Origin of the sequence: Salinicola acroporae (assembly GCF_003206615.1) — a bacterium.
GTDB classification, from domain to species: domain Bacteria; phylum Pseudomonadota; class Gammaproteobacteria; order Pseudomonadales; family Halomonadaceae; genus Salinicola; species Salinicola acroporae.
The window spans coordinates 309,776-327,922 of sequence record NZ_PZJW01000002.1 but is presented as its reverse complement, the minus strand read 5'-3'; the positions used below and the strand labels follow the sequence as shown (position 1 = coordinate 327,922).

Below are 18,147 nucleotides of genomic sequence, written 5' to 3'. Positions count from 1 at the left end.
ACTGCGTTCAACCCGGTCGGTCATGCATCTGGCTCGATCACGACTCTCCCGGCTGCGGCCGGGAGAGTCGTTTCTGGGCCGTCGGTTTTGACTTGCCCGATCAGGGTGAAAAGAATTCCCGGACCTGGCGAAACGCGGTCGAGAAATAGAGTTCGTAGGTGTCCTTCTCGACGAAGCCGATATGCGGTGTGGCCAGCACGCGGGGGTGTGCCTGGTAAGCGCTGGCGCCGTCGGGTTCGTTCTCGTAGACATCCAGCGCGGCGCCGCCGGGGCGGCCGGCGTCCAGCGCGTCGAGCAGCGCCCCCGGTCGGATCAGCTCGGCGCGGCTGGTGTTGACCAGCAGCGCGTCGGCGCGCATCGCGGCGAGGTCCGCCGGCGTGATCATGCCGCGCGTATCGTCGTTGAGCTTGAGGTGCAGGGTGATCACGTCGCAGCGTGCGAGGAAGGCGTGTCGATCGGGCTCGAATTCGACGCCCAGCTCGAAGGCGCGCCCGGCGCTGCTTTCGCGACCGTGGGCGACAACGTTCATGCCGAACGCCTGGGCGTAACCGGCGACCCGGCTGCCGATCTTGCCCAGGCCCCAGATGCCCAGCGTACGCCCATGGACGGCGTGGCCCAGCGACTCCGCCTCCAGGCGCTCGTTGGTGCGCTGCCAGTCGCCCTCGGCCTGGCGGGCGAGATAGCCGCCGAGGCGCCGACAGCCCGCCATGATCAGCAGCCAAGTGAGCTCCGCCGGCGCGACCGGGGAGCCGCCGCCGTCGCGAACGGCGATGCCCAGCGCCTCGCAGGCAGCGACGTCGATGGCCGAGGAGAGCCGCCCGGTCTGGACCACCAGCTTCAGGTTCGGCAGCTGTTCCAGCAGTTCGCGGGTCAGCGAGGTGCGCTCGCGGATCAGGATGATGGCGTCGCTATCGGCCAGACGGGCGGGCAGCGCCTCGGCGTCGAGATGCCGATGTTCGATGTCCAGGCGCACGTCGCTGCCGTCGAGTTCGTGGGCGGCGTCGAGAAAGGCACAGCATCCCTGATAGTCGTCCAAGACCGTAACCGTTATCGACATGACAGCTCCCTCGAAAAGATGGCGTTGTCGCATTGTTGGCACTTTCGCCGTCGGCTGTCGAGTCGCTTTCGCGGCCTGGGCTCAACCCTCGTTGCGCTCCAGGAACTGCCGCACCCGCTCGGTACTGGCATGGGTGAAAAAGGTCTCCGGGTCGGCCTGCTCGATGATCAGCCCCTTCTCGAGAAACACCACCTGATCGGATACGGCGCGGGCGAAGGCCATCTCGTGGGTGACGATGACCATGGTGTAGCCCTCGGCGGAGAGATCCTTGATCACCGCCAGCACTTCGCCGACCAGTTCCGGGTCGAGCGCCGATGTCGGCTCGTCGAACAGCATCACCTCCGGCTGCATCGCCAGGGCGCGAGCGATCGCCACGCGCTGTTTCTGGCCGCCCGAGAGGGTGCTGGGATAGGCATCGGCCTTGGGCGACATGCCGACCTTCTCCAGCAGGTCGCGGGCGAGCGCCTCGGCCTCGGCTTTCGACTTGCCGAGCACGTGGATCGGCGCTTCGGTGACGTTGTGCAGCACGTTGAGATGCGGCCACAGATTGAAACTCTGGAACACCATGCCGGTGCGGGCGCGAACCTTGGCCAGCTCGCGCACCGGCATCGGCCGGCCGGCATCGTTGACGCCGATGCGCTGGCCGCCGATATGGATGCTGCCGCTGTCGGGGCGCTCCAGCCAGTTGATGCAGCGTAGCAGTGTCGATTTGCCGGAGCCGGAGGAGCCCAGGATCGTCACCACGTCGCCCTCGCGCACCTCCAGGTCCACGTCGCGCAGGACCTCGACGCCATCGAAGCTCTTCGAGAGATGGCGAATCGACACCGCGATCCGGTCGCTGCGGGCTGCGTCATCGGGCGCGGTTCTTTCGAGCGCGCTCTGTTCGGGCGTGGGTTGTCCAGACCCGGCAGGTCCAGACGTGCTTTTCTCAAACATGGTCGAATCCCCGTTTGGCGCTGAAGCGGCCACACTGCTTGATGATGATTTCCATGACCACGCTGACCGCCCAGTAGAAGCCGATGACCACGATGAAGGCCTCGGTAGGAATGAAATAGGTTCCCGACAGGCTGTTGGCCGCGGCGGTGAGTTCCTGCACGGTGATGATCACCAGGAAGGCGGTATCCTTGAGCGCGTAGATCAACTGGTTGCCGAGCAGCGGCCGGGTCTGCATCACGATCTGCGGCAGGATCAGGCGGAAGAACATCTTGCCCTTGGTAAACCCGTGGGCCTTGGCGGCTTCGACTTGGCCGGGCGGGAAGGTCAGCCGCGCGCCGCGAAATATCTCGGCGAAGTAGCAGCCGTGATAGACCGCCAGTGCGCCGACGCCGGACCACCAGGCGTCCAGCCGGATATCGAACGCCGGCAGGCCGTAGTAGAGCAGATATACCAGGATGAGGAACGGCAGCATGCGCATGGCGTCGATGAACACCCGGACCGGCACGGTGAGCCGGGGCCGACTGCCCTCCAGCAGATAGAGCATGCCGCAGCCGATCGCGAATGCGGCGCTGATCGACAGGCCGAAGATCGCCATCGTGCTGGCGAAACCGGACCAGAACTGATCCCGCGCGCCCCACAGAATTTCCCAGTTGCTCATGATCTCTCCTTGGCGTTATCCGATCACATGGCCAGCCGGTTGGCACGGCGCTCGGCGATACGCTGCAGCCAGACCAGGCAGCCGATGACCGCCATGTAGAGCGCGCAGGCCACCAGGATGGGGGGGAGGGGTTCATAGGTCACCGCGGAAATGCGGTTGGTCACGCGGGTCAGGTCGACGATACCGATCACCGCGATTGCCGGGCTGCCCTTGATCAGGAACGACATCTCGTTGATCAGGCCGGGAAGACTCGTGATCATCATCTGGGGCAGCATGATGCGGCGAAAGGTGATCCAGGGCGTCATGCCGGTGGCCATGGCCGCTTCGCGCTGTTCCCGGGAGAAGTTGCGGAACGCGCTGCGCCAGATTTCGGCGTTGAAGGCGGTGGTGTTGAGCGTCAGGGCGAGAATGCCGGCGACGTTGCGATTGAGGCTGAGACCGAAAGTCGGGGCGCTCAGAAAGATGAACAGCGCCAGCGTGACCAGCGGGGTGGCCCGCGCCAGGCTGATGTAGAGCACCAGGATCTGGTCGACCACGGGGATCCTGGCTATCCGGATCAACGCGATGATCAGCCCTGCGATCACCCCCATGGCGATGGAGACGCCAGAGATCCAGATCGTCGTCCAGGCACCGTCCAGCAGCATTTGCCAGGCACTGGCGTTCATGATGCGTCCTCCACGAGACTTCGAAGCGATTGACGCCGCGGACCCGCCGCAGCGTCATGCCGGTGGTTCGTTGCCGATGGCGCAACGAGCCGATGGCTTACTTCATGTTGCTGAATTGCAGCTCGTGGAATTGATCGACGCTGGTCAGCGGCTCGGTGGGCAGGTCGGGGAAGCTCTCGCCGAACCATTTCTCCTGCAGCTCGGCCAGGCGGCCGGTGTCACGCATATGGTCGAGGAAGCCATTCATGTACTCGAGCAGCTCCGGGCTCGACTTCGGCATCGGCCAGGAGACGTATCCCGGACCGGACACCGCTGGCCCCTTGGCGAAGACATCCGGCTTGGATGCCACCAGCGTATTGACCGGCACGGCGGAGTCGATGACGAAGTCGAGACGGCCGTTGGCCAGGTCGGCGAAGGCTTCCGGGTAGGACTCGTACTGCACCACCTCGCCCAGTTCGCCGCCACTCTCCTTGAGCATCTTCTCGAGTTCCGGCAGGCGAGACAGCAGTACGCTGCCGGCCTGCACGCCCAGCTTCTTGCCGCTCAGGTCCGCGACGCTCTGGATGCTGTCATCGCCGGCGCGAGTGATCGCGAAGTGCTGCGCCGAGGCATAGGGAGCGGTGTAGTTGAAGACGCGCAGACGCTCGTCGGAGACAGAGGCGCCGGTCAGCGCCATGTCGTACTGGCCGGTGGAGACGGCCGCGAGCAGGCCGGTCCAGGGCAGGATGTCCTGGTCGACGTCGAAGTCCGCGTATTGGCGCAGTTCCTCCAGCATGTCGGCGTTGAAGCCAACGGGATTGCCGTTGTCGATATAGTTGAAGGGCGCGTAGTTATCCTCGGTCGCGACACTCAGACTGCCGCGGCTCTCGATCTCCGGGAGGTCGGCGGCAAGCACCGTCAGCGACAGGCTCGACAGTGACACGGCCAACAGCGTGCCGGCCATGGCTTTCGCGGCCATCCGGGACAGGCGCGAACCGGAAGCCGTTTTGCGGGCGGAGAATCGCATCATGTAGGTCACCCTCTATGTTGTTGTTGAACGCTATTGTTGTTGGACTTGATGGATCGCGGGTCCGTGCCGATCGCTGATCGGCCAGACACGCCATGGCATTGCGCCTTGGCGGCGTATCGTGGTTCCACCCTAAAGAATCCCGAGGCGGTGGCTATAGAGCCAGTTGGCGACAGTCGTCTGGCCAGATTGGCGTTGTCGCCAGCCCATCAGCCGAGAGCTGCCAGGGCCTGTACCAAGGCCGCGAAGGCGTCACCCTTGAAGCCGATGCCCACCAGCGTACCTGCGCCCGGTCGCAGCGTTGTCGGTGTCCACTCGGCGCGACCGCCGCTCCACTGGAAAACGTAGTGGCGACCATCGGCCTTGAGAAATCCCTTCGCCCGGGCCAGGCCGACGGCATGATCAGCCAGGATGGCCTCCAGCGCCGAACGCGACAGCGACGCTGGGAGATCGATCGCAAAACGCTGCCAGTCAGGTTCGTTGCCGTGGGCCCTGGCTCTGGTGGGGCGGTGTTGCCATGTCGGGCAACGATTCGACGTCGAGGCCGAGGTCCCACGATCGGGGGCGGGAGGAGGCTCCGATGTCTCCTGTGTCGGGAGAGATGGGCCGGTCTCGAGGAGGGCCGTGGAATTGAGGGCGCGGAGTCGATCCGCTTGCCGTTGCCGCGCGTCGGCATCGAGGCGCTCGCCACGATTGGTGCAGAGAAGATCGGCACTCCGGATCTGGTCGGCCACCAGGTCCGCGACCCGCGCATCGGCGAGGCGCTGGCCAAGGCTTGCCAGGTCGACCAGGGTCACGGTGCGCGCCAGGCGAAAGCAGCGGGCCACGCGAATCATGTCGGCAATCCGGCGTGGCCGGGCCACGCCGCTGGTCTCGATGATCAACGCGGCGGGCGGATCCGACCAGCGGCCGATGCGCGAGAGCTGGGTTCCCAGCTCATCGCTCAACGAGCAGCACAGGCAGCCGCTGCTGAGCTTGAGCAGTCGTTCTCCGGCGTAGTCGATCAGCTCGGCATCGACGTTGATGGTGCCGAAATCGTTGACCATGACCAGTGTGCCAGGCGTCACGCCGTCCCGCAGGTGAGCGTTGAGCCAGGTGGTCTTGCCGGCGCCTAGATAGCCGGCGATCAGCGTGACCGGTATCGGGTCGGCCATCGGTTCAGACATTGTCGAAGACGCGGCCGCCGACGACCGTGGCCGCCACGCGGATCGATGCCAGCCGGTCCAGCGGGACGTCGCGGGGATCCTCGTCGAGCACGGCCATGTCGGCGAACTTGCCCACCTCCAGGCTGCCGACGCGATCGTCGAGCTTCAGGGTGTAGGCGGCATCCAGCGTGATCAGGCGCAGGGCGCGTTCCACGCTCAGTGCTTCGTCGGGCCCCAGTACCTCGCCGTTGGCGGTCTGGCGAGCGACGGCGCACCATGCCGTGAACAGAGGCGCCAGCGGCGTGACCGGGGCGTCGCAGTGGGCGGCGATGGGGATGCCCAGGCGGTCTGCCGAGGCCAGCGGTTCGAGACGCTGGCAGCGTTCGAACCCCAATGTGCGGGTACGGTGAATGTCGCCCCAGTAGTAGAGGTGGTTGGCGAACATGTTGAGACACACCCCGAGTCGTGCCGCGCGTTTCAACTGGGCGTGGCTGATGATCTGGCAGTGCTGCAGGGTGTGGCGGTGATCGGCGCGGGGCCAGAGCTCCAGTGCCGACTCGATGGCATCCAGCATCAGCTCGACAGCCTCGTCGCCGTTGGTGTGGATATGCAGTTGCAGCCCGGCCTGATGGTAGCGGTGGACGATCTCGGTCAGCCGCTCCGGCTCGGCGTTCCACATCCCGTTCGGCGAGCCGTCGTGGTAGCCCGGCCACATCAGGCGCGCGGTGTAGCCCTGGATGGAGCCATCGGTCATCAGCTTGACCAAGCCGAACTGCAGCTTGTCGCTGCTCCTTTCGCGACAGCCCAGCACCCGTTCGATACCGTCTTCCGGTGTATAGGTCAGTGCACTCATGGCCGGCGCCAGGCGCATCGGGACGTCGTCCCGGCGGCAGGTGCGTTGCATGCTCTCGACGCCGGTCTCGCTGAGCGGGTTGTAGAGGTCGGTCAGCGTGGTCACCCCGTGACGCTGGCCGATGCGCGCGTAGCGCTCCAGCGTCGCCGCTTCGCTGCCGCGATCGAAAAGATCCAGGTCGAGCGTGTCGAAGATCGCGAACATCGCTGCCATCTCACGCAGCTCTCCATTGGGGCGGCCGTCGTCGAAGGTGACCACGCCCTCGATGTCGGCGTGAGACTCGAGGCCGGAGAGACGCAGCATGGCGCTGTTGACGGTCATCATGTGCAGGTTGGCGTGGATCACGACGATCGGCCGCCGGTCGTCGACGGCGTCGAGGTCGTTGCGATCCAGGCGGCGATCCGGGAAGTAGATGGGATCGAAGCCCCAGGCGATCAGCGGCGTGGCGTCGTCGAGCTTGGCCAGTTGTTCCCGGAGATGTCGCTGGAGCCGGTCGATATCGGTCAGTCCCGGCCAGGTGTGGCCGTCAGGATCCTGGCGCGGGAAGAATCCCGCGTAAGGGTATTCCCACAGCACCCCTTCGAGGGCGTGACTGTGGCCCTCGACGAAACCGGGCAGGATCACCTTGTCGGCGAAGCGCTCGTCGAGTTCGCAATCGCCCAGATCGGCCAGCGTTTCCAGCGAGCCGACGCCGAGAATCCGACCATCTCGCACCGCGACGTGGGTGGCTTCCGGCAGCGAGGGGTTCATGGTCAGAATGCGCCGGGCGGAGAAGATACGAGGCTTCATGAGGGGCTCGGCTCCTGAACGGAAGGTGTCCGGTCATCCCGACGTCGCTGCCACTTGAGCAGCAGCGGGATGCAGATCAGCATCAACAGCAGGTAGCCGCCGAAGATCGCCAGATAGCTCCAGGTGCCGAGCGTCGGGGCGATGGGAGCAACGAAGAACAGCGTCGGGATATTGACCACGATAATGGCGATATTGAAGAACGCCAGCTCCTTGGGCACCGAGGTACTGAAGTCCGCGTCCAGCATGCGCAGCAGCAGCAGGCCGGTACCGGTCGAGCCGCAGCAGCAGCCAAAGGCGGTGACGGCGCGCTCCGGCCCGAGTCGGCCAATGAGCTTGCCGATCGCCATCGCGCCAAGGAAGGTGGCCAGCGTCACGACCACCGCGACCAGCAGGATCGGGATCAGCAGGGCGGAGAGCACCGCGATCTGAATGCTCATCAACGTGGCGACGACCATGAAATCCACTGAGCCGCTGGTGATCCGCTTGAGCGTGTCGTCATCGACCTTGTCCGTCCAGCCGAAGCGATCGATCGCCATGCGCATCAATACGCATACTGTCAGGCCGTGAATGAAGAACAGGTTGTAGCTGAAGAAGACCGAGAGCACCTGGTTACCTGCGACCAGCGGCTGCATCACGGTCAGCCAGGCGTAGGTGATGACATAGGCCACTCCCAGCAGGCCGAGATGCCAGGCCAGCGAGTCCACGGTACCCGAGTGCGAGACCTGCTTGCCGGCGGAAGGCTGGGTCTGCGGGGTGTGGAAACCGCGGATGAAATCGTCGTCGAGCGTCGAGGTGCGGTTGGCGTTGAGGCCGCGCTTGAGAAAGTAACGCGCGGCGGGCACGCCGACGGCGAAGGCGGCCACGAAACCCAGCGACGCGAAGATCACGCCGACCTGGGCGGCGTTGGCAATCCCGTAGTCATTCTCCCAGATCGTACCGTAGGTCAGCGCCTGCCCTGGCCCCTGCGTGAACCCGTGGGTGACGATGGCGCCGAGCAGCGGGCTGAGATCGCTGCCGGTGATCAGGTCGTAGCCCGCCATCACGCCGTAACCGATCACGGCCTGCGCGCCGAGGCTGGCGGTCCAGATCAGCGTCAGCCACAGCCCGCCGGCGACGATGCCGTGACGTTTTTCGCCGGCCGCTGGCTTGGGGCTGCCCGTCAGGCATAGCGACATGAAGCTCAGGGTGAAGAAGTGGAAGGCCAGGGCGGTAAAGTCGGAAGGTCCGTAGCCGGGGATCAGCCCCGTGGAGAGGCAGGCAAAGCCGACGATGCCGGCAACGATACTACCCGGGATCAGGCTCGCTCTTAGCCACGGAAGACGGCTGCGCAGCAGGCTGCCGGCGACCAGCAGAGCGGCGATCAGCGCGAAGGCGATGACGCCGTGGAAGGTACTGCCCATGATCTTGTCCTCGTGATTGACGTTGTTATGTCGGCTATCCGAGCCACTTCGGCGGCGCTGCGATGACCCCGGCGTCGGCTGGGTGACGTCGTGGATGTCATACTAAAGTCCGTCACCGTGGTGCTACAGGACAGATTCCCCCCGTGGTCGAGACAGTTGGCGGTGCCTTGGCCTTCCCCGACCGCGTCGCCAGCGGCGATGGCGCGGATCTTGCAGGAGTGGTGTGTCGTCTTTCAGCGGGAGCTCGGCATGCTCGACCACTACTTCCATCTCGATTTCGATGTTCAGCGCGGCCTGCAGGAGCAGCTGCGCGAGGCGCTGCTGGATGCCATTCATACCGGCACGATTCCCACCGAAGAGGCGCTGCCGTCCTGTCGCAAGCTGTCGCTGCAGTTGGGTATCTCGCGCAACACCGTGGCGCTCGTCTACGAAGGGTTGGTGGAAGATGGTTACCTGGTCAGCCGTCCGCGTAGCGGATACTACCTCCACGATGCTTATCATGAGCCGGATGCACCGGAAATGGGCCGCTGCTCCCGAGACGAGGTCGTCGATGCACCCTCTTGGGGCAGTCGTTTTACCCATCGGCCGAGCCATTTGCAGGGTGTTCTTCGGCCCAGCAACTGGATGCACTACGAATTTCCTTTCGTCTACGGCCAGCTGGATACGCGCCTGTTTCCACTGGAGCAGTGGCGGGAGACCTCACGCCTGCTGCTGGGCGGCCGGCGAGAGCGGCACTGGCTGAGCGATCGCTACGATCAGGATGATCCGATGCTGATCGAGCAGTTGCGTACCCGGGTGCTGCCCAAGCGAGGCATCCATGCGCGCAGCGACGAGATCCTGATCACGCTGGGCTCGCAGAACGCGCTTTTCCTGATCGCCCAGTTACTGTTCGATGCGAGAACCCGGGTAGCGATGGAGAACCCCGGCTATCGCGAGGCCGCCAACGTCTTCCTGCGTCAAGGGGCACAGTTGTGCTATCAGTCGATCGACAGCGAGGGCATGTGCCTGGACGCGGCGGCGGCGAACAGCGATTATCTCTACGTGACGCCCAGCCATCAGGGGCCGACCGGCGTGACCATGAGTCGGCGCCGGCGCGAGGCGTTGATCGAGCAGATCCAGCGTCGCGACCAGATCGTGCTGGAAGACGATTACGATGCGGAGGTCAACTTCGACCGGCACGCCCAACCGGCGCTGAAGGCGAGCCGAGCAGGGTCCCGCGTGATCTACATGAGCAGTCTGTCGAAGCCGCTCTCGCCTGGACTGAGGTTGGGCTACGTCGTGGCGGACGCGGAACTCATCGAGGAGTTGCGCGCGCTGAGGAGACTGATGTATCGACATCCGCCTTCCGGTCTGCAGCAGCAGCTCGCGCAGTTTCTCTCCCAAGGGCACTACGATCGCTATCTGCGGCTGTTCGCCGATGAGATGCGTCAGCGTTGGGAGATCATGGATGCTGCCATCGGCCGCGAGCTGGCCGATTGCCGCCGAGTGGGCGGCGATCATGCCAGCGTGTTCTGGCTCGAGGCGCCCGAGGCTGTCGATACTCAGCGGCTGGCATGGCAGGCGGCCCAGCATGGCGTGTTGATCGAACCCGGGTTTCAACACTTCTTCGACCAGGTGCCGCCGCGCAACTACATGCGCCTGGGGTTCGGCGCCATCGACGCCGAGCGAATCGAGCCGGGGATTCGATCCCTGGCGCGGGCTTTCGGCTAGACGCGACGCGAGCACCTGCCGCTCGGCGCGGGGACAACGCGCGAGGGCGAATCGATCGCCGCAACACGACAGACCGCCATGGCCATGGCCACGGCGGTCTGTCGTTGGGACCGGGGCTGAGGGACGATCAGGCGAGTCGAGCGCTGGCCTCGCCAAGCACCGTGTCGAGAATCGCCAGCCCTTCGGCCACTTCCGCCTCGCTGACGATGCACGGCGGTACCACGTGGACACGATTTTCGACCACGAACGGCAGCAGGCCCTTGGCGATCAGCGCACGCTTGATCTCGCCCATCTCGGCGGCCGGCAGGGGCGAGCGGGTGGTGCGATCGCTGACCAGTTCGAGCGCATGGAAAACGCCCAGGCCACGGGCTTCACCGACGACGGCGTGCTGCTGTGCCAACTGCTGCAGGCCAGCGGCCAACGGGCCATTGCCGACCCGATCGGCATTGTCCACGATGCCTTCCTCGCTCATCGCATCCAGCGTGGCGACGATCGACGCCATCGCCAGCGGATGTCCGGAGTATGTCAGGCCGCCGAAGAACATGTGGTCGTCGAAGTAGCGACAGATCTCATCGGAGATGATGACGCCACCCGCGGGGACGTAGCCGGAATTGACACCCTTGGCGAAGACGATGAGATCCGGCTTGGCGGAAAAGTGCTCCAACGCGAACCATTTGCCGGTGCGACCGAAACCCGCCATGACCTCGTCGAAGATCACCAGGATGCCGTGCTGGTCGGCCAGCTTGCGGACACCTTCCATATAACCCTTGGGCGGGATCAGTACGCCGGCCGTGCCGGGGATCGATTCCAGCAGAATCGCGGCGATGCTGTTGGGCCCTTCACACTCGATCACTCGCTTCAAATGTTGCAGGGCACGCTGGCACTCTTCTTCCTCGTTGCCGGCCCAGAAATCGCTGCGATAGAGGAACGGGTTGAAGAAGTGCGCATGACCGCGGGCGAATTCATTGGGGACGCGACGTGGATCGCCAGTGGCGACGATCGCGGCACCGGTATTACCGTGATATGAGCGATACGCCGAGAGGATCTTGTCGCGGCCGGTGACGGCACGCGCCATTCGCATGGCATTCTCGTTGGCGTCGGCGCCGGCGTTGGTGAAGAACACCTTGCCGAAACCTGCCGGTGCCCGGGCCAGGATGCGCTTGGCGGCTTCGCCGCGGGCCAGGTTGGCGTGGGCAGGAGCGACGGTGGTCAGCTGTTCCGCCTGCGCCTGAATCGCGGCGATAACCTTGGGATGCTGGTGACCGATGTTGGTATTGACCAGCTGGCTGCTGAAATCCAGATACTCCTTGCCCGCGTAATCCCACAGCCGACAGCCCTTGCCTCCCGCGATCACCATCGGCGAGAGATTGCCCTGAGTCGACCAGGAGTGAAACACGTGCTGGCGATCGAGTTGCTGGACGATGTCGTTGGAAATGTCGGTCATGGCAAGGTTCCTGTTATCGGTGCCGGAGGGCAGGCGCGCGAGTGGGCGTTGAAATGCGTGTCGGGATGACGACGCGTCAGCCGTGAGCGCTCGGCCACGAGCGACAGGCCAAGCGCTGACAGCCCAGAGACTAAGGGGCGTCATACGAATCTCTTAGAGCCAGAATGTGTCGGGCCTCGTGACAGACGCATCGGGATGTCCCGTGGTGATGGGGAAACTGGCCCTACCCAGCGCAGGAGCGGCTGAGTATGGTTGCTGCCATGTCGAAAGGTCGCCTGCGCTCAACGGGAGGGAATTCCGCCGATGTCGTCGATGCCCCTGTTGTGGCCGGCCATCACCCTGGCATGTTTTGCCGGTCTCGTCAGAGGTTACTGCGGATTCGGTTTTGCGATGCTGATGGCGCTGGGGCTGATGCTGTTCTTGCCGCCGCTCGAGGCCGTGCCGCTGGCGCTGCTGCTCGATCTGATCACCAGTATCGGGCTGTGGCGGCGGGCTTGCCGTCTCGCCGACTGGCCGCGACTGCGTCGACTGCTGCTTGGCATGCTCGCCGCGACCGTGGTCGGCGTGAGCCTGATCACCTCCATCCCGGCTTCACCCATGCGGATTTCGATCGCCCTGTTGGCACTGGCGGGAGCATTGGCGCTGCTATGGCGTCGTGAACCGCCCCAGGCGCTCGCGGTCACCGATAATGCGACGGGCGGGGGGCCGACGCCGGCCGGTCAGCTATCGAGCGTCGTCGCCGGTGGTATATCCGGGCTTTGCATGACCCTGGCCTCCTCCGGTGGCCCCCCGTTGATGCTCTACCTGCTGCACCAGCGGATGCGTCCGGTGGCACTGAGAGCGACGGCTATTCTGTTCTTCGCTGCCAGCAGTGGCGCGTCGCTGATCGGGCTCGGGCTGGCCGGAGGGTTGGACGGGACGACGCTGTCTCGGGCGGCGTGGCTGCTGGTGCCAGCCCTGCTCGGCAATGCTCTGGGGCAGTGGGCCTTCGAGCGTTCGCCGCCGCGCTCGCTCAAGGTCACCGTGGCGCCGCTTTTGATCGTGCTATCGATATGGGTGCTGGTTCGGGAAATCCTGTAGGGCGGGCCCCGCCCGCTCGAGCGCGCCTGCGTATCGTGATCGCCGGCTGCACCCTGCATGGTGAGGGTTGTCGGGATGAGTTTCAGTCGTTAACGAAGGACGCGGTCATGCGTCCGGTCACTCGAAGTCAGACAAGGAGAATGCTGTGAGCGATGTTGCTTTCATTACCGGTGCCACTTCCGGGTTCGGGCGTGCCGCGGCCCATCGTTTCGCCGAGGCCGGTTGGTCGCTGGTGCTGTCCGGGCGTCGCGGCGAACGCCTCGATGCGCTCGAGGCGGAGCTGGCCGACAAGGTGGCGGTGCATGCCATCGTGCTCGACGTGCGCGACGACGAAGCCGTGCAGAGGGCGGTCGACGATCTGCCCGAAGGCTTCAAGCGGGTACGCACGCTGGTCAATAACGCCGGACTGGCGCTGGCGCCTCAGCCGGCCCAGAAGGTCGCGCTGAAGGACTGGCACACCATGATCGATACCAACGTGACCGGGCTGGTCAACGTGACCCATGCGCTGCTGCCGACGCTGATCGAGGTGGGTGAAGGCGCGACGATCATCAACGTGGGGTCCATCGCCGGACAGTGGCCGTATCCGGGCAGCCATGTCTACGGCGCTTCCAAGTCGTTCGTGAAGCAGTTCAGCTATAACCTGCGCTGCGACTTGCTGGGTACCGGGGTGCGGGTCACCGACCTGGCCCCGGGTATCGCCGAAACCGAGTTCACGCTGGTGCGCACCGGCGGTGATCAGGTCGCGTCCGACAACCTTTATCGCGGCACGACGGCGCTGACTGCCGAGGACATCGCGGAGCAGATGTTCTACATCTCGACGCTGCCCGCGCACATCAACTTCAACCGTCTGGAAGTGATGCCGACACGTCAGGCCTGGTCGGCGTTCGCGATCGATCGCGACGACTGAAGGCGATCGCGTCGCCATCTCGGAGCTGATGGCGCCAACGATGCGCCACCATGAGAAAGACCCGAGCCTGTCAGTGCAGGGCTCGGGTCTTCTTGTTGAGGATAGGGCGAAACTTGTCAGGCGTTCGGATTCTGCTCGATGCCCTGGACGTACCACGGTGCACCGTCACGCAGCGCCCGCTTCAGGTGCCAGGTTTCGTTGAACTCGTTCTCCTCGCCATTCTCCTCCAGGACGCCGTGGAACAGCACGGTGGCTTCGGCTTCGTCCTTGAACTCCTGCACGCTGCCGAGTTCGGCAAACAGGCGCACGATCTCGGTGCGGTTGTTGGCCGGCTGCTCCATGCGCTCCGTTTTCAGCAGGTTGTAGAGCTCGGGGGTGACGTACTCCTGGATCCGGCTCAGGTCGTTGTTGTCCCAGGCGCGCTGCAGGGTGGTGAAGTGCTCCTTGGCGCCGGCCAGGAAGCGCTCCCGATCGAACCATTCCGGCTCGGAGGCGATGCCGCCGGTGTTCATGCCCGGTGCGCCGCTGCTCATGAACGGGGCCGGCTGGGCGCTGGTGTCGTGATGCGGTTGACCCTCATCGCGATGACCGGCCGGGGCGTGCCGCCGACGGCCTGCCAGCAGCCGGAAGCCGATGAAAGCGACCAGCGCGATCAGCAGGAAGTCCATCATCCGGAACCCGTCGAAGGCGCCACCGAAGAACAGCGACGCCAGCAGGCCGCCCGCGAGCATCCCCGCCAGCGGGCTGGCGAAGCGCGACAGTCCGGCGCTGGGCTGGCGGGGTGGGGCGGATGCGTTGGTGCGCGTCGTGGTCGGGGTTGGCTGCTGTACCGAGCGCGAGTAGGAACCGAAGCTCTTGCCGCCACCCATACGGCGAGCCTCGGCGTGATCGACGGCGGCGGCAAAGCCGAGCATACCGACCATCAACATGACGAGCAGATGACGCATGGCGTTCTCCTGAAAATCAGCGTTATTGCGTGTCGAGTGACGATGTCGCGCACTCGTTGCTGCGGGCATTGTTGCAGACGGGTGTGAATGGAAGCTGAACGGCGTGCCATTCGCTCCGATTCTTTGGTCGCATCTCTCTATCTATTCACGATCCCGTTCGCGGCGGCGGAAGACAGGTTTACCCGGCTTGGACTCATCGGGCGCATGGCGGTAGCCGGCGACATCGAACTCGGTCAATGCCACGGGGTCCTCGATTCGTTCACGAACCAGCCAGGCGGCCATCAGGCCACGGGCCTTCTTGGCATAGAAGCTGATGATCTTGAACTGGCCGTTCTTCTCGTCCTGGAATACCGGCGAGACCACGTCGGCCTGGAGTCTCTTGAAGTCGATCGCCTTGCTGTATTCGTTGGAAGCGAGGTTGACCAGCGTCGAGCTGCCGCTGGCCGCGACGGCCTGGTCCAGGTCGGGCGTCAGCCGCTCCCGCCAGTAGGCGTAGAGATCCTTGCCGGCGGCATTTTCCAGCGGGATGCCCATTTCCAGACGATAGGGCTGGATCAGATCCAGCGGTCGCAGCATGCCGTAGAGCCCGGACAGAATCCGTAGGTGATCCTGAGCAAAGGCGTTGTCTGCCTGGCTGAAGGAGGTCGCCTCCAGCCCGACGTAGACATCGCCCTGGAAGGCCTGCGCTGCTGGCTTGGCGTTATCCAGCGAGAACGGTGTCTTCCAGTCGGCGTAACGGGCGGCGTTGAGCCCGGCGAGCTTGTCGCTGATGCCCATCAGCTCTGAAAGCTGCTGGGGGGAATAGCCGCGCAGGATATCGATCAGCTCGCGACTCAGGTCGAGATAATCGGGCCGGGTGACGTCCCGGGTCGTCGGGGGCGTCTCGAAATCCAGGGTCTTGGCCGGAGAGAGGATGCTGAGCATGGCGCGCTTACCCGTGTTGGCAGTGGCGTTATCGGTCGCCGGCGGCGGCGACCATCAGGACCGAGTTTCGGAAACGAGTCTCAGGGCCGAGTTTCATGGGCAGGGGTTGGAAATTCGTCGATGCACGCCCTCGATCGCCTCGAGGACTTCGGCGGACAGCTCGAGTCCATCGCTATCGATATTGGCATCGAGTTGCTCGAGCGTGGTCGCACCGATGATGTTGCTGGTGACGAAAGGCCGCGAGGTCACATAGGCCAATGCCATCTGGGCCGGGTCCAGGCCGTGCCCGCGGGCGATGTCGACGTAGGCCTGGGTTGCCTCCTGCGCGAGCTCGGAGGTGTAGCGGGAGAAGCGCTCGAACAGCGTCAGCCGGCCCTTGGGCGGCTTCTGGCCGTCGAGATATTTGCCCGACAGCACCCCGAAGGCCAGGGGAGAGTAGGCCAGCAGGCCGACGGACTCGCGATGGGCGATCTCGGAGAGGCCGATCTCGAAACTGCGGTTGAGCAGGTTGTAGGGGTTCTGAACGCTGGCCACGCGCGGCAGGCCCTGGGTCTCGGCCAGATGCAGGCAGCGCATGACGCCCCAGGGCGTGTCGTTGGAGAGCCCGACGGCGCGGATCTTGCCGGCATCGACGGCCTCTTTCAGTGCGCCCAGGGTCTCCTCCAGCGGCGTCGCGTCGCTATCGTCGCCCGGCAGGTAGCCCAGTTGGCCGAAGCAGTTGACGTGACGGTCCGGCCAGTGGAGCTGGTAGAGATCGAGATAGTCGGTCTGCAGGCGCTCGAGACTTGCATCCAGCGCCTGATGAATCTGTTCGCGGGTGTGTCGCGGACCGCCGCGCAGATGCGCCATGCCGCGTCCGGCACCCGCTGCCTTGCTGGCGATGATCAGATCGTCGCGCTTGCCGCGCTGCTTCAGCCAGCTGCCGATGTAGGCCTCGGTACGGCCCTGGGTTTCCGGCTTCGGCGGCACCGGATACATCTCGGCGGCGTCGATGAAGTTGATGCCGGCGGCGATGGCACGATCGAGCTGCTCGTGCGCCTCGGCCTCGGTGTTCTGTTCGCCGAACGTCATGGTGCCTAGACACAGGCGCGAGACCTGCATGCCAGTCTTGCCAAGGGGGCGTCGCTGCATGTTGCGCTCCAGATAGGGAAAACGGATGTTGACGAGCCTGAAACGTCACGGAAAAACCGTTGGAAATCGTATGTTACTGGCGCCGTCGGAAAGCGGCAAACCGGCGCCGGGCGCGAGGGGTTGAGTCGCCACGCGGGCAGGCGTATCCTTGCGGCCTTTCGCCGCCCGGCCTCGGCCGAGCGCGCCTGTGAAGAGTCGATTCCGATGCGCCATAGAGCCTTGCCTGGTGTTGCGGTAATAGAAAACAAGATGCGTCCAGATCGACACGGTAGTTCGGACCGTTAACGGGTCCCAGTCTCCAGGGTCACTGTCAGTTATGCCACAGACGTTTTCTTTCTTTACGCGATTCGAGTTCCGTCTGGCCACGCAGCTCAGCCACACGCGCTGGATGACGCGGTCACCGGGCAAGCAGCGATTGATGCTGCGCTGGTTCAAGCGTTGTGCCGATGCCGGCCATGTGCCGGCGCGATCGCTCTACGGCCGGGTGCTGATGCACCGGGGCATCTCTCCCCGTGACAAGTCCACGGGCGCGCGTTACGTCCTGCAGGCGGCCCAGCAGGGGGATCGTCATGCGCAATACCAGGCCGGACGCATCTACGAGCTGGGATGTTCGCAGTACCAGCCCAACGAGCATCACGCGGTGACCTGGTACGCTCGCGCGGGAGAGAATGGCCATCTCCAGGCCGCCAAGCGGCTGGCCGATGCCTACCGGCACGGCGAGCTGGGCCTGCCCCGTGATCCCGCTCGTGCGGACGACTGGCAGCGCTGGACCCGCCAGCTCAGCGAAGACAGCCCCGCCGGCGAGGCGCCCGCCGCGCTCGCGGCGCACTGAGACGCACGCCACCTCTCCGGGCCTCCCGCCGCGTGACTTTCCTCCAGCCCGGTGGCGGGATGAAGTCGCGCTTCAACACTGTCATGATGGCGCATCATCGGCGTCGCAAGATGAGACGGCATCATGGAAGGAGCCCGTGACGTGTTGCTGCCCACCCTGCTAGATATCGAGGCCTCCGGTTTTGGCCGCGGCAGTTATCCCATCGAGGTCGGCCTGGCCCGGCCCGATGGCAGCCGCTGCGCATTCCTGATCCAGCCGGTGCAGGAGTGGACCCATTGGGACCCCAAGGCCGAACTGCTGCACGGGATATCCCGCGCTCGCCTGATCCGCGAGGGCCATCCGCCGATCGAGGTCGCACGCTGGCTCAACGACGAACTGGCGGCGACCGGCATCGCTTACAGTGATAGCTGGGGCTACGACAATACCTGGCTATCGCTGCTTTTCGATCAGGCCCGCATGCTGCCGCGGTTCCGGCTGGAGGCCTTGCGGCGCCTGCTGAGCGAGGCCCAGACCGAGTGCTGGGCCCAAACCAAGGAGCGGATCGCTGCGGAGTATGACATTCGACGTCATCGTGCCGGCGACGACGCCCGGCTGCTGCAGTTGACCTACAAGGCCACGCTGGGCGTCGACTAGCGGCTGTGTACGAACACTGCCTTGCTCGGC

The 18,147-nt window shown here is 64.8% G+C and carries 17 protein-coding genes; 5 read left to right on the top strand and 12 right to left on the bottom strand.

Features of this window, described 5'->3' with window-relative positions:
- Positions 1–100 precede the first annotated feature (100 nt).
- The 8 genes from DOM54_RS02665 to DOM54_RS02630 all read right to left on the bottom strand — a co-directional run bounded on the left by DOM54_RS02665 (position 101) and on the right by DOM54_RS02630 (position 8,509).
- Complete coding sequence (locus DOM54_RS02665) at positions 101–1,057, bottom strand: D-2-hydroxyacid dehydrogenase family protein (protein WP_338067003.1); 957 nt, start codon at positions 1,055–1,057, stop codon at positions 101–103.
- 81 nt (positions 1,058–1,138) lie between these two features.
- Positions 1,139–1,993, bottom strand: a complete 855-nt coding sequence (locus tag DOM54_RS02660; protein WP_110714848.1) for an amino acid ABC transporter ATP-binding protein — start codon at positions 1,991–1,993, stop codon at positions 1,139–1,141.
- Positions 1,986–2,651 carry an amino acid ABC transporter permease gene (locus DOM54_RS02655; RefSeq protein WP_110714847.1) on the bottom strand — a complete coding sequence of 222 codons (666 nt, stop codon included), beginning with the start codon at positions 2,649–2,651 and terminating at the stop codon, positions 1,986–1,988. The genes DOM54_RS02660 and DOM54_RS02655 overlap by 8 nt, the downstream gene beginning before the upstream one ends.
- 23 nt (positions 2,652–2,674) lie before the next feature.
- On the bottom strand, positions 2,675–3,316 hold the full coding sequence (locus tag DOM54_RS02650) for an amino acid ABC transporter permease (RefSeq protein ID WP_110714846.1): 642 nt from the start codon (positions 3,314–3,316) through the stop codon (positions 2,675–2,677).
- 97 nt (positions 3,317–3,413) lie between these two features.
- Positions 3,414–4,325: a transporter substrate-binding domain-containing protein gene (locus tag DOM54_RS02645; RefSeq protein ID WP_240613736.1), complete on the bottom strand. Its 912-nt coding sequence runs from the start codon at positions 4,323–4,325 to the stop codon at positions 3,414–3,416.
- 206 nt (positions 4,326–4,531) lie between these two features.
- Positions 4,532–5,488 (bottom strand): CobW family GTP-binding protein, encoded by a 957-nt coding sequence (locus DOM54_RS02640; protein WP_110714845.1) that lies wholly within the window; start codon positions 5,486–5,488, stop codon positions 4,532–4,534.
- Positions 5,481–7,109 (bottom strand): amidohydrolase, encoded by a 1,629-nt coding sequence (locus tag DOM54_RS02635; protein WP_110714844.1) that lies wholly within the window; start codon positions 7,107–7,109, stop codon positions 5,481–5,483. The genes DOM54_RS02640 and DOM54_RS02635 overlap by 8 nt, the downstream gene beginning before the upstream one ends.
- Positions 7,106–8,509 carry a sodium/glutamate symporter gene (locus tag DOM54_RS02630; protein WP_110714843.1) on the bottom strand — a complete coding sequence of 468 codons (1,404 nt, stop codon included), beginning with the start codon at positions 8,507–8,509 and terminating at the stop codon, positions 7,106–7,108. The genes DOM54_RS02635 and DOM54_RS02630 overlap by 4 nt, the downstream gene beginning before the upstream one ends.
- 249 nt (positions 8,510–8,758) lie before the next feature.
- Here DOM54_RS02630 and pdxR point away from each other — a divergent pair, with 249 nt between their 5' ends.
- Positions 8,759–10,219 carry a MocR-like pyridoxine biosynthesis transcription factor PdxR gene (pdxR, locus tag DOM54_RS02625; RefSeq protein WP_110714842.1) on the top strand — a complete coding sequence of 487 codons (1,461 nt, stop codon included), beginning with the start codon at positions 8,759–8,761 and terminating at the stop codon, positions 10,217–10,219.
- A gap of 127 nt (positions 10,220–10,346) precedes the next feature.
- On the opposite strand, the gene DOM54_RS02620 is transcribed toward pdxR, so the two are convergent.
- Positions 10,347–11,663, bottom strand: coding sequence for an aspartate aminotransferase family protein (locus tag DOM54_RS02620; protein WP_110714841.1), 1,317 nt, complete (start codon positions 11,661–11,663; stop codon positions 10,347–10,349).
- Positions 11,664–11,966: 303 nt separating this feature from the next.
- Here DOM54_RS02620 and DOM54_RS02615 point away from each other — a divergent pair, with 303 nt between their 5' ends.
- Entirely contained in the window at positions 11,967–12,743 is a 777-nt protein-coding gene (locus DOM54_RS02615) for a sulfite exporter TauE/SafE family protein (RefSeq protein ID WP_206018983.1), read from the top strand.
- A gap of 145 nt (positions 12,744–12,888) precedes the next feature.
- Positions 12,889–13,650 carry an SDR family NAD(P)-dependent oxidoreductase gene (locus tag DOM54_RS02610; RefSeq protein ID WP_110714840.1) on the top strand — a complete coding sequence of 254 codons (762 nt, stop codon included), beginning with the start codon at positions 12,889–12,891 and terminating at the stop codon, positions 13,648–13,650.
- Positions 13,651–13,766: 116 nt separating this feature from the next.
- On the opposite strand, the gene DOM54_RS02605 is transcribed toward DOM54_RS02610, so the two are convergent.
- The 3 genes from DOM54_RS02605 to DOM54_RS02595 form a co-directional block, all read right to left on the bottom strand.
- On the bottom strand, positions 13,767–14,597 hold the full coding sequence (locus tag DOM54_RS02605; RefSeq protein ID WP_110714839.1) for a Tim44 domain-containing protein: 831 nt from the start codon (positions 14,595–14,597) through the stop codon (positions 13,767–13,769).
- A 141-nt stretch (positions 14,598–14,738) separates the two neighbouring features.
- Complete coding sequence (gene yaaA, locus DOM54_RS02600) at positions 14,739–15,521, bottom strand: peroxide stress protein YaaA (protein WP_110714838.1); 783 nt, start codon at positions 15,519–15,521, stop codon at positions 14,739–14,741.
- Between the two features lie 93 nt (positions 15,522–15,614).
- A complete protein-coding gene (locus DOM54_RS02595; RefSeq protein ID WP_110714837.1) occupies positions 15,615–16,652 on the bottom strand; it encodes an NADP(H)-dependent aldo-keto reductase in 1,038 nt (345 codons plus the stop codon).
- 316 nt (positions 16,653–16,968) lie between these two features.
- Here DOM54_RS02595 and DOM54_RS02590 point away from each other — a divergent pair, with 316 nt between their 5' ends.
- Both DOM54_RS02590 and DOM54_RS02585 read left to right on the top strand, forming a co-directional pair.
- Entirely contained in the window at positions 16,969–17,484 is a 516-nt protein-coding gene (locus DOM54_RS02590; protein WP_110714836.1) for a tetratricopeptide repeat protein, read from the top strand.
- A gap of 123 nt (positions 17,485–17,607) precedes the next feature.
- On the top strand, positions 17,608–18,117 hold the full coding sequence (locus DOM54_RS02585; RefSeq protein ID WP_110714835.1) for a 3'-5' exonuclease family protein: 510 nt from the start codon (positions 17,608–17,610) through the stop codon (positions 18,115–18,117).
- Positions 18,118–18,147: the final 30 nt, after the last annotated feature.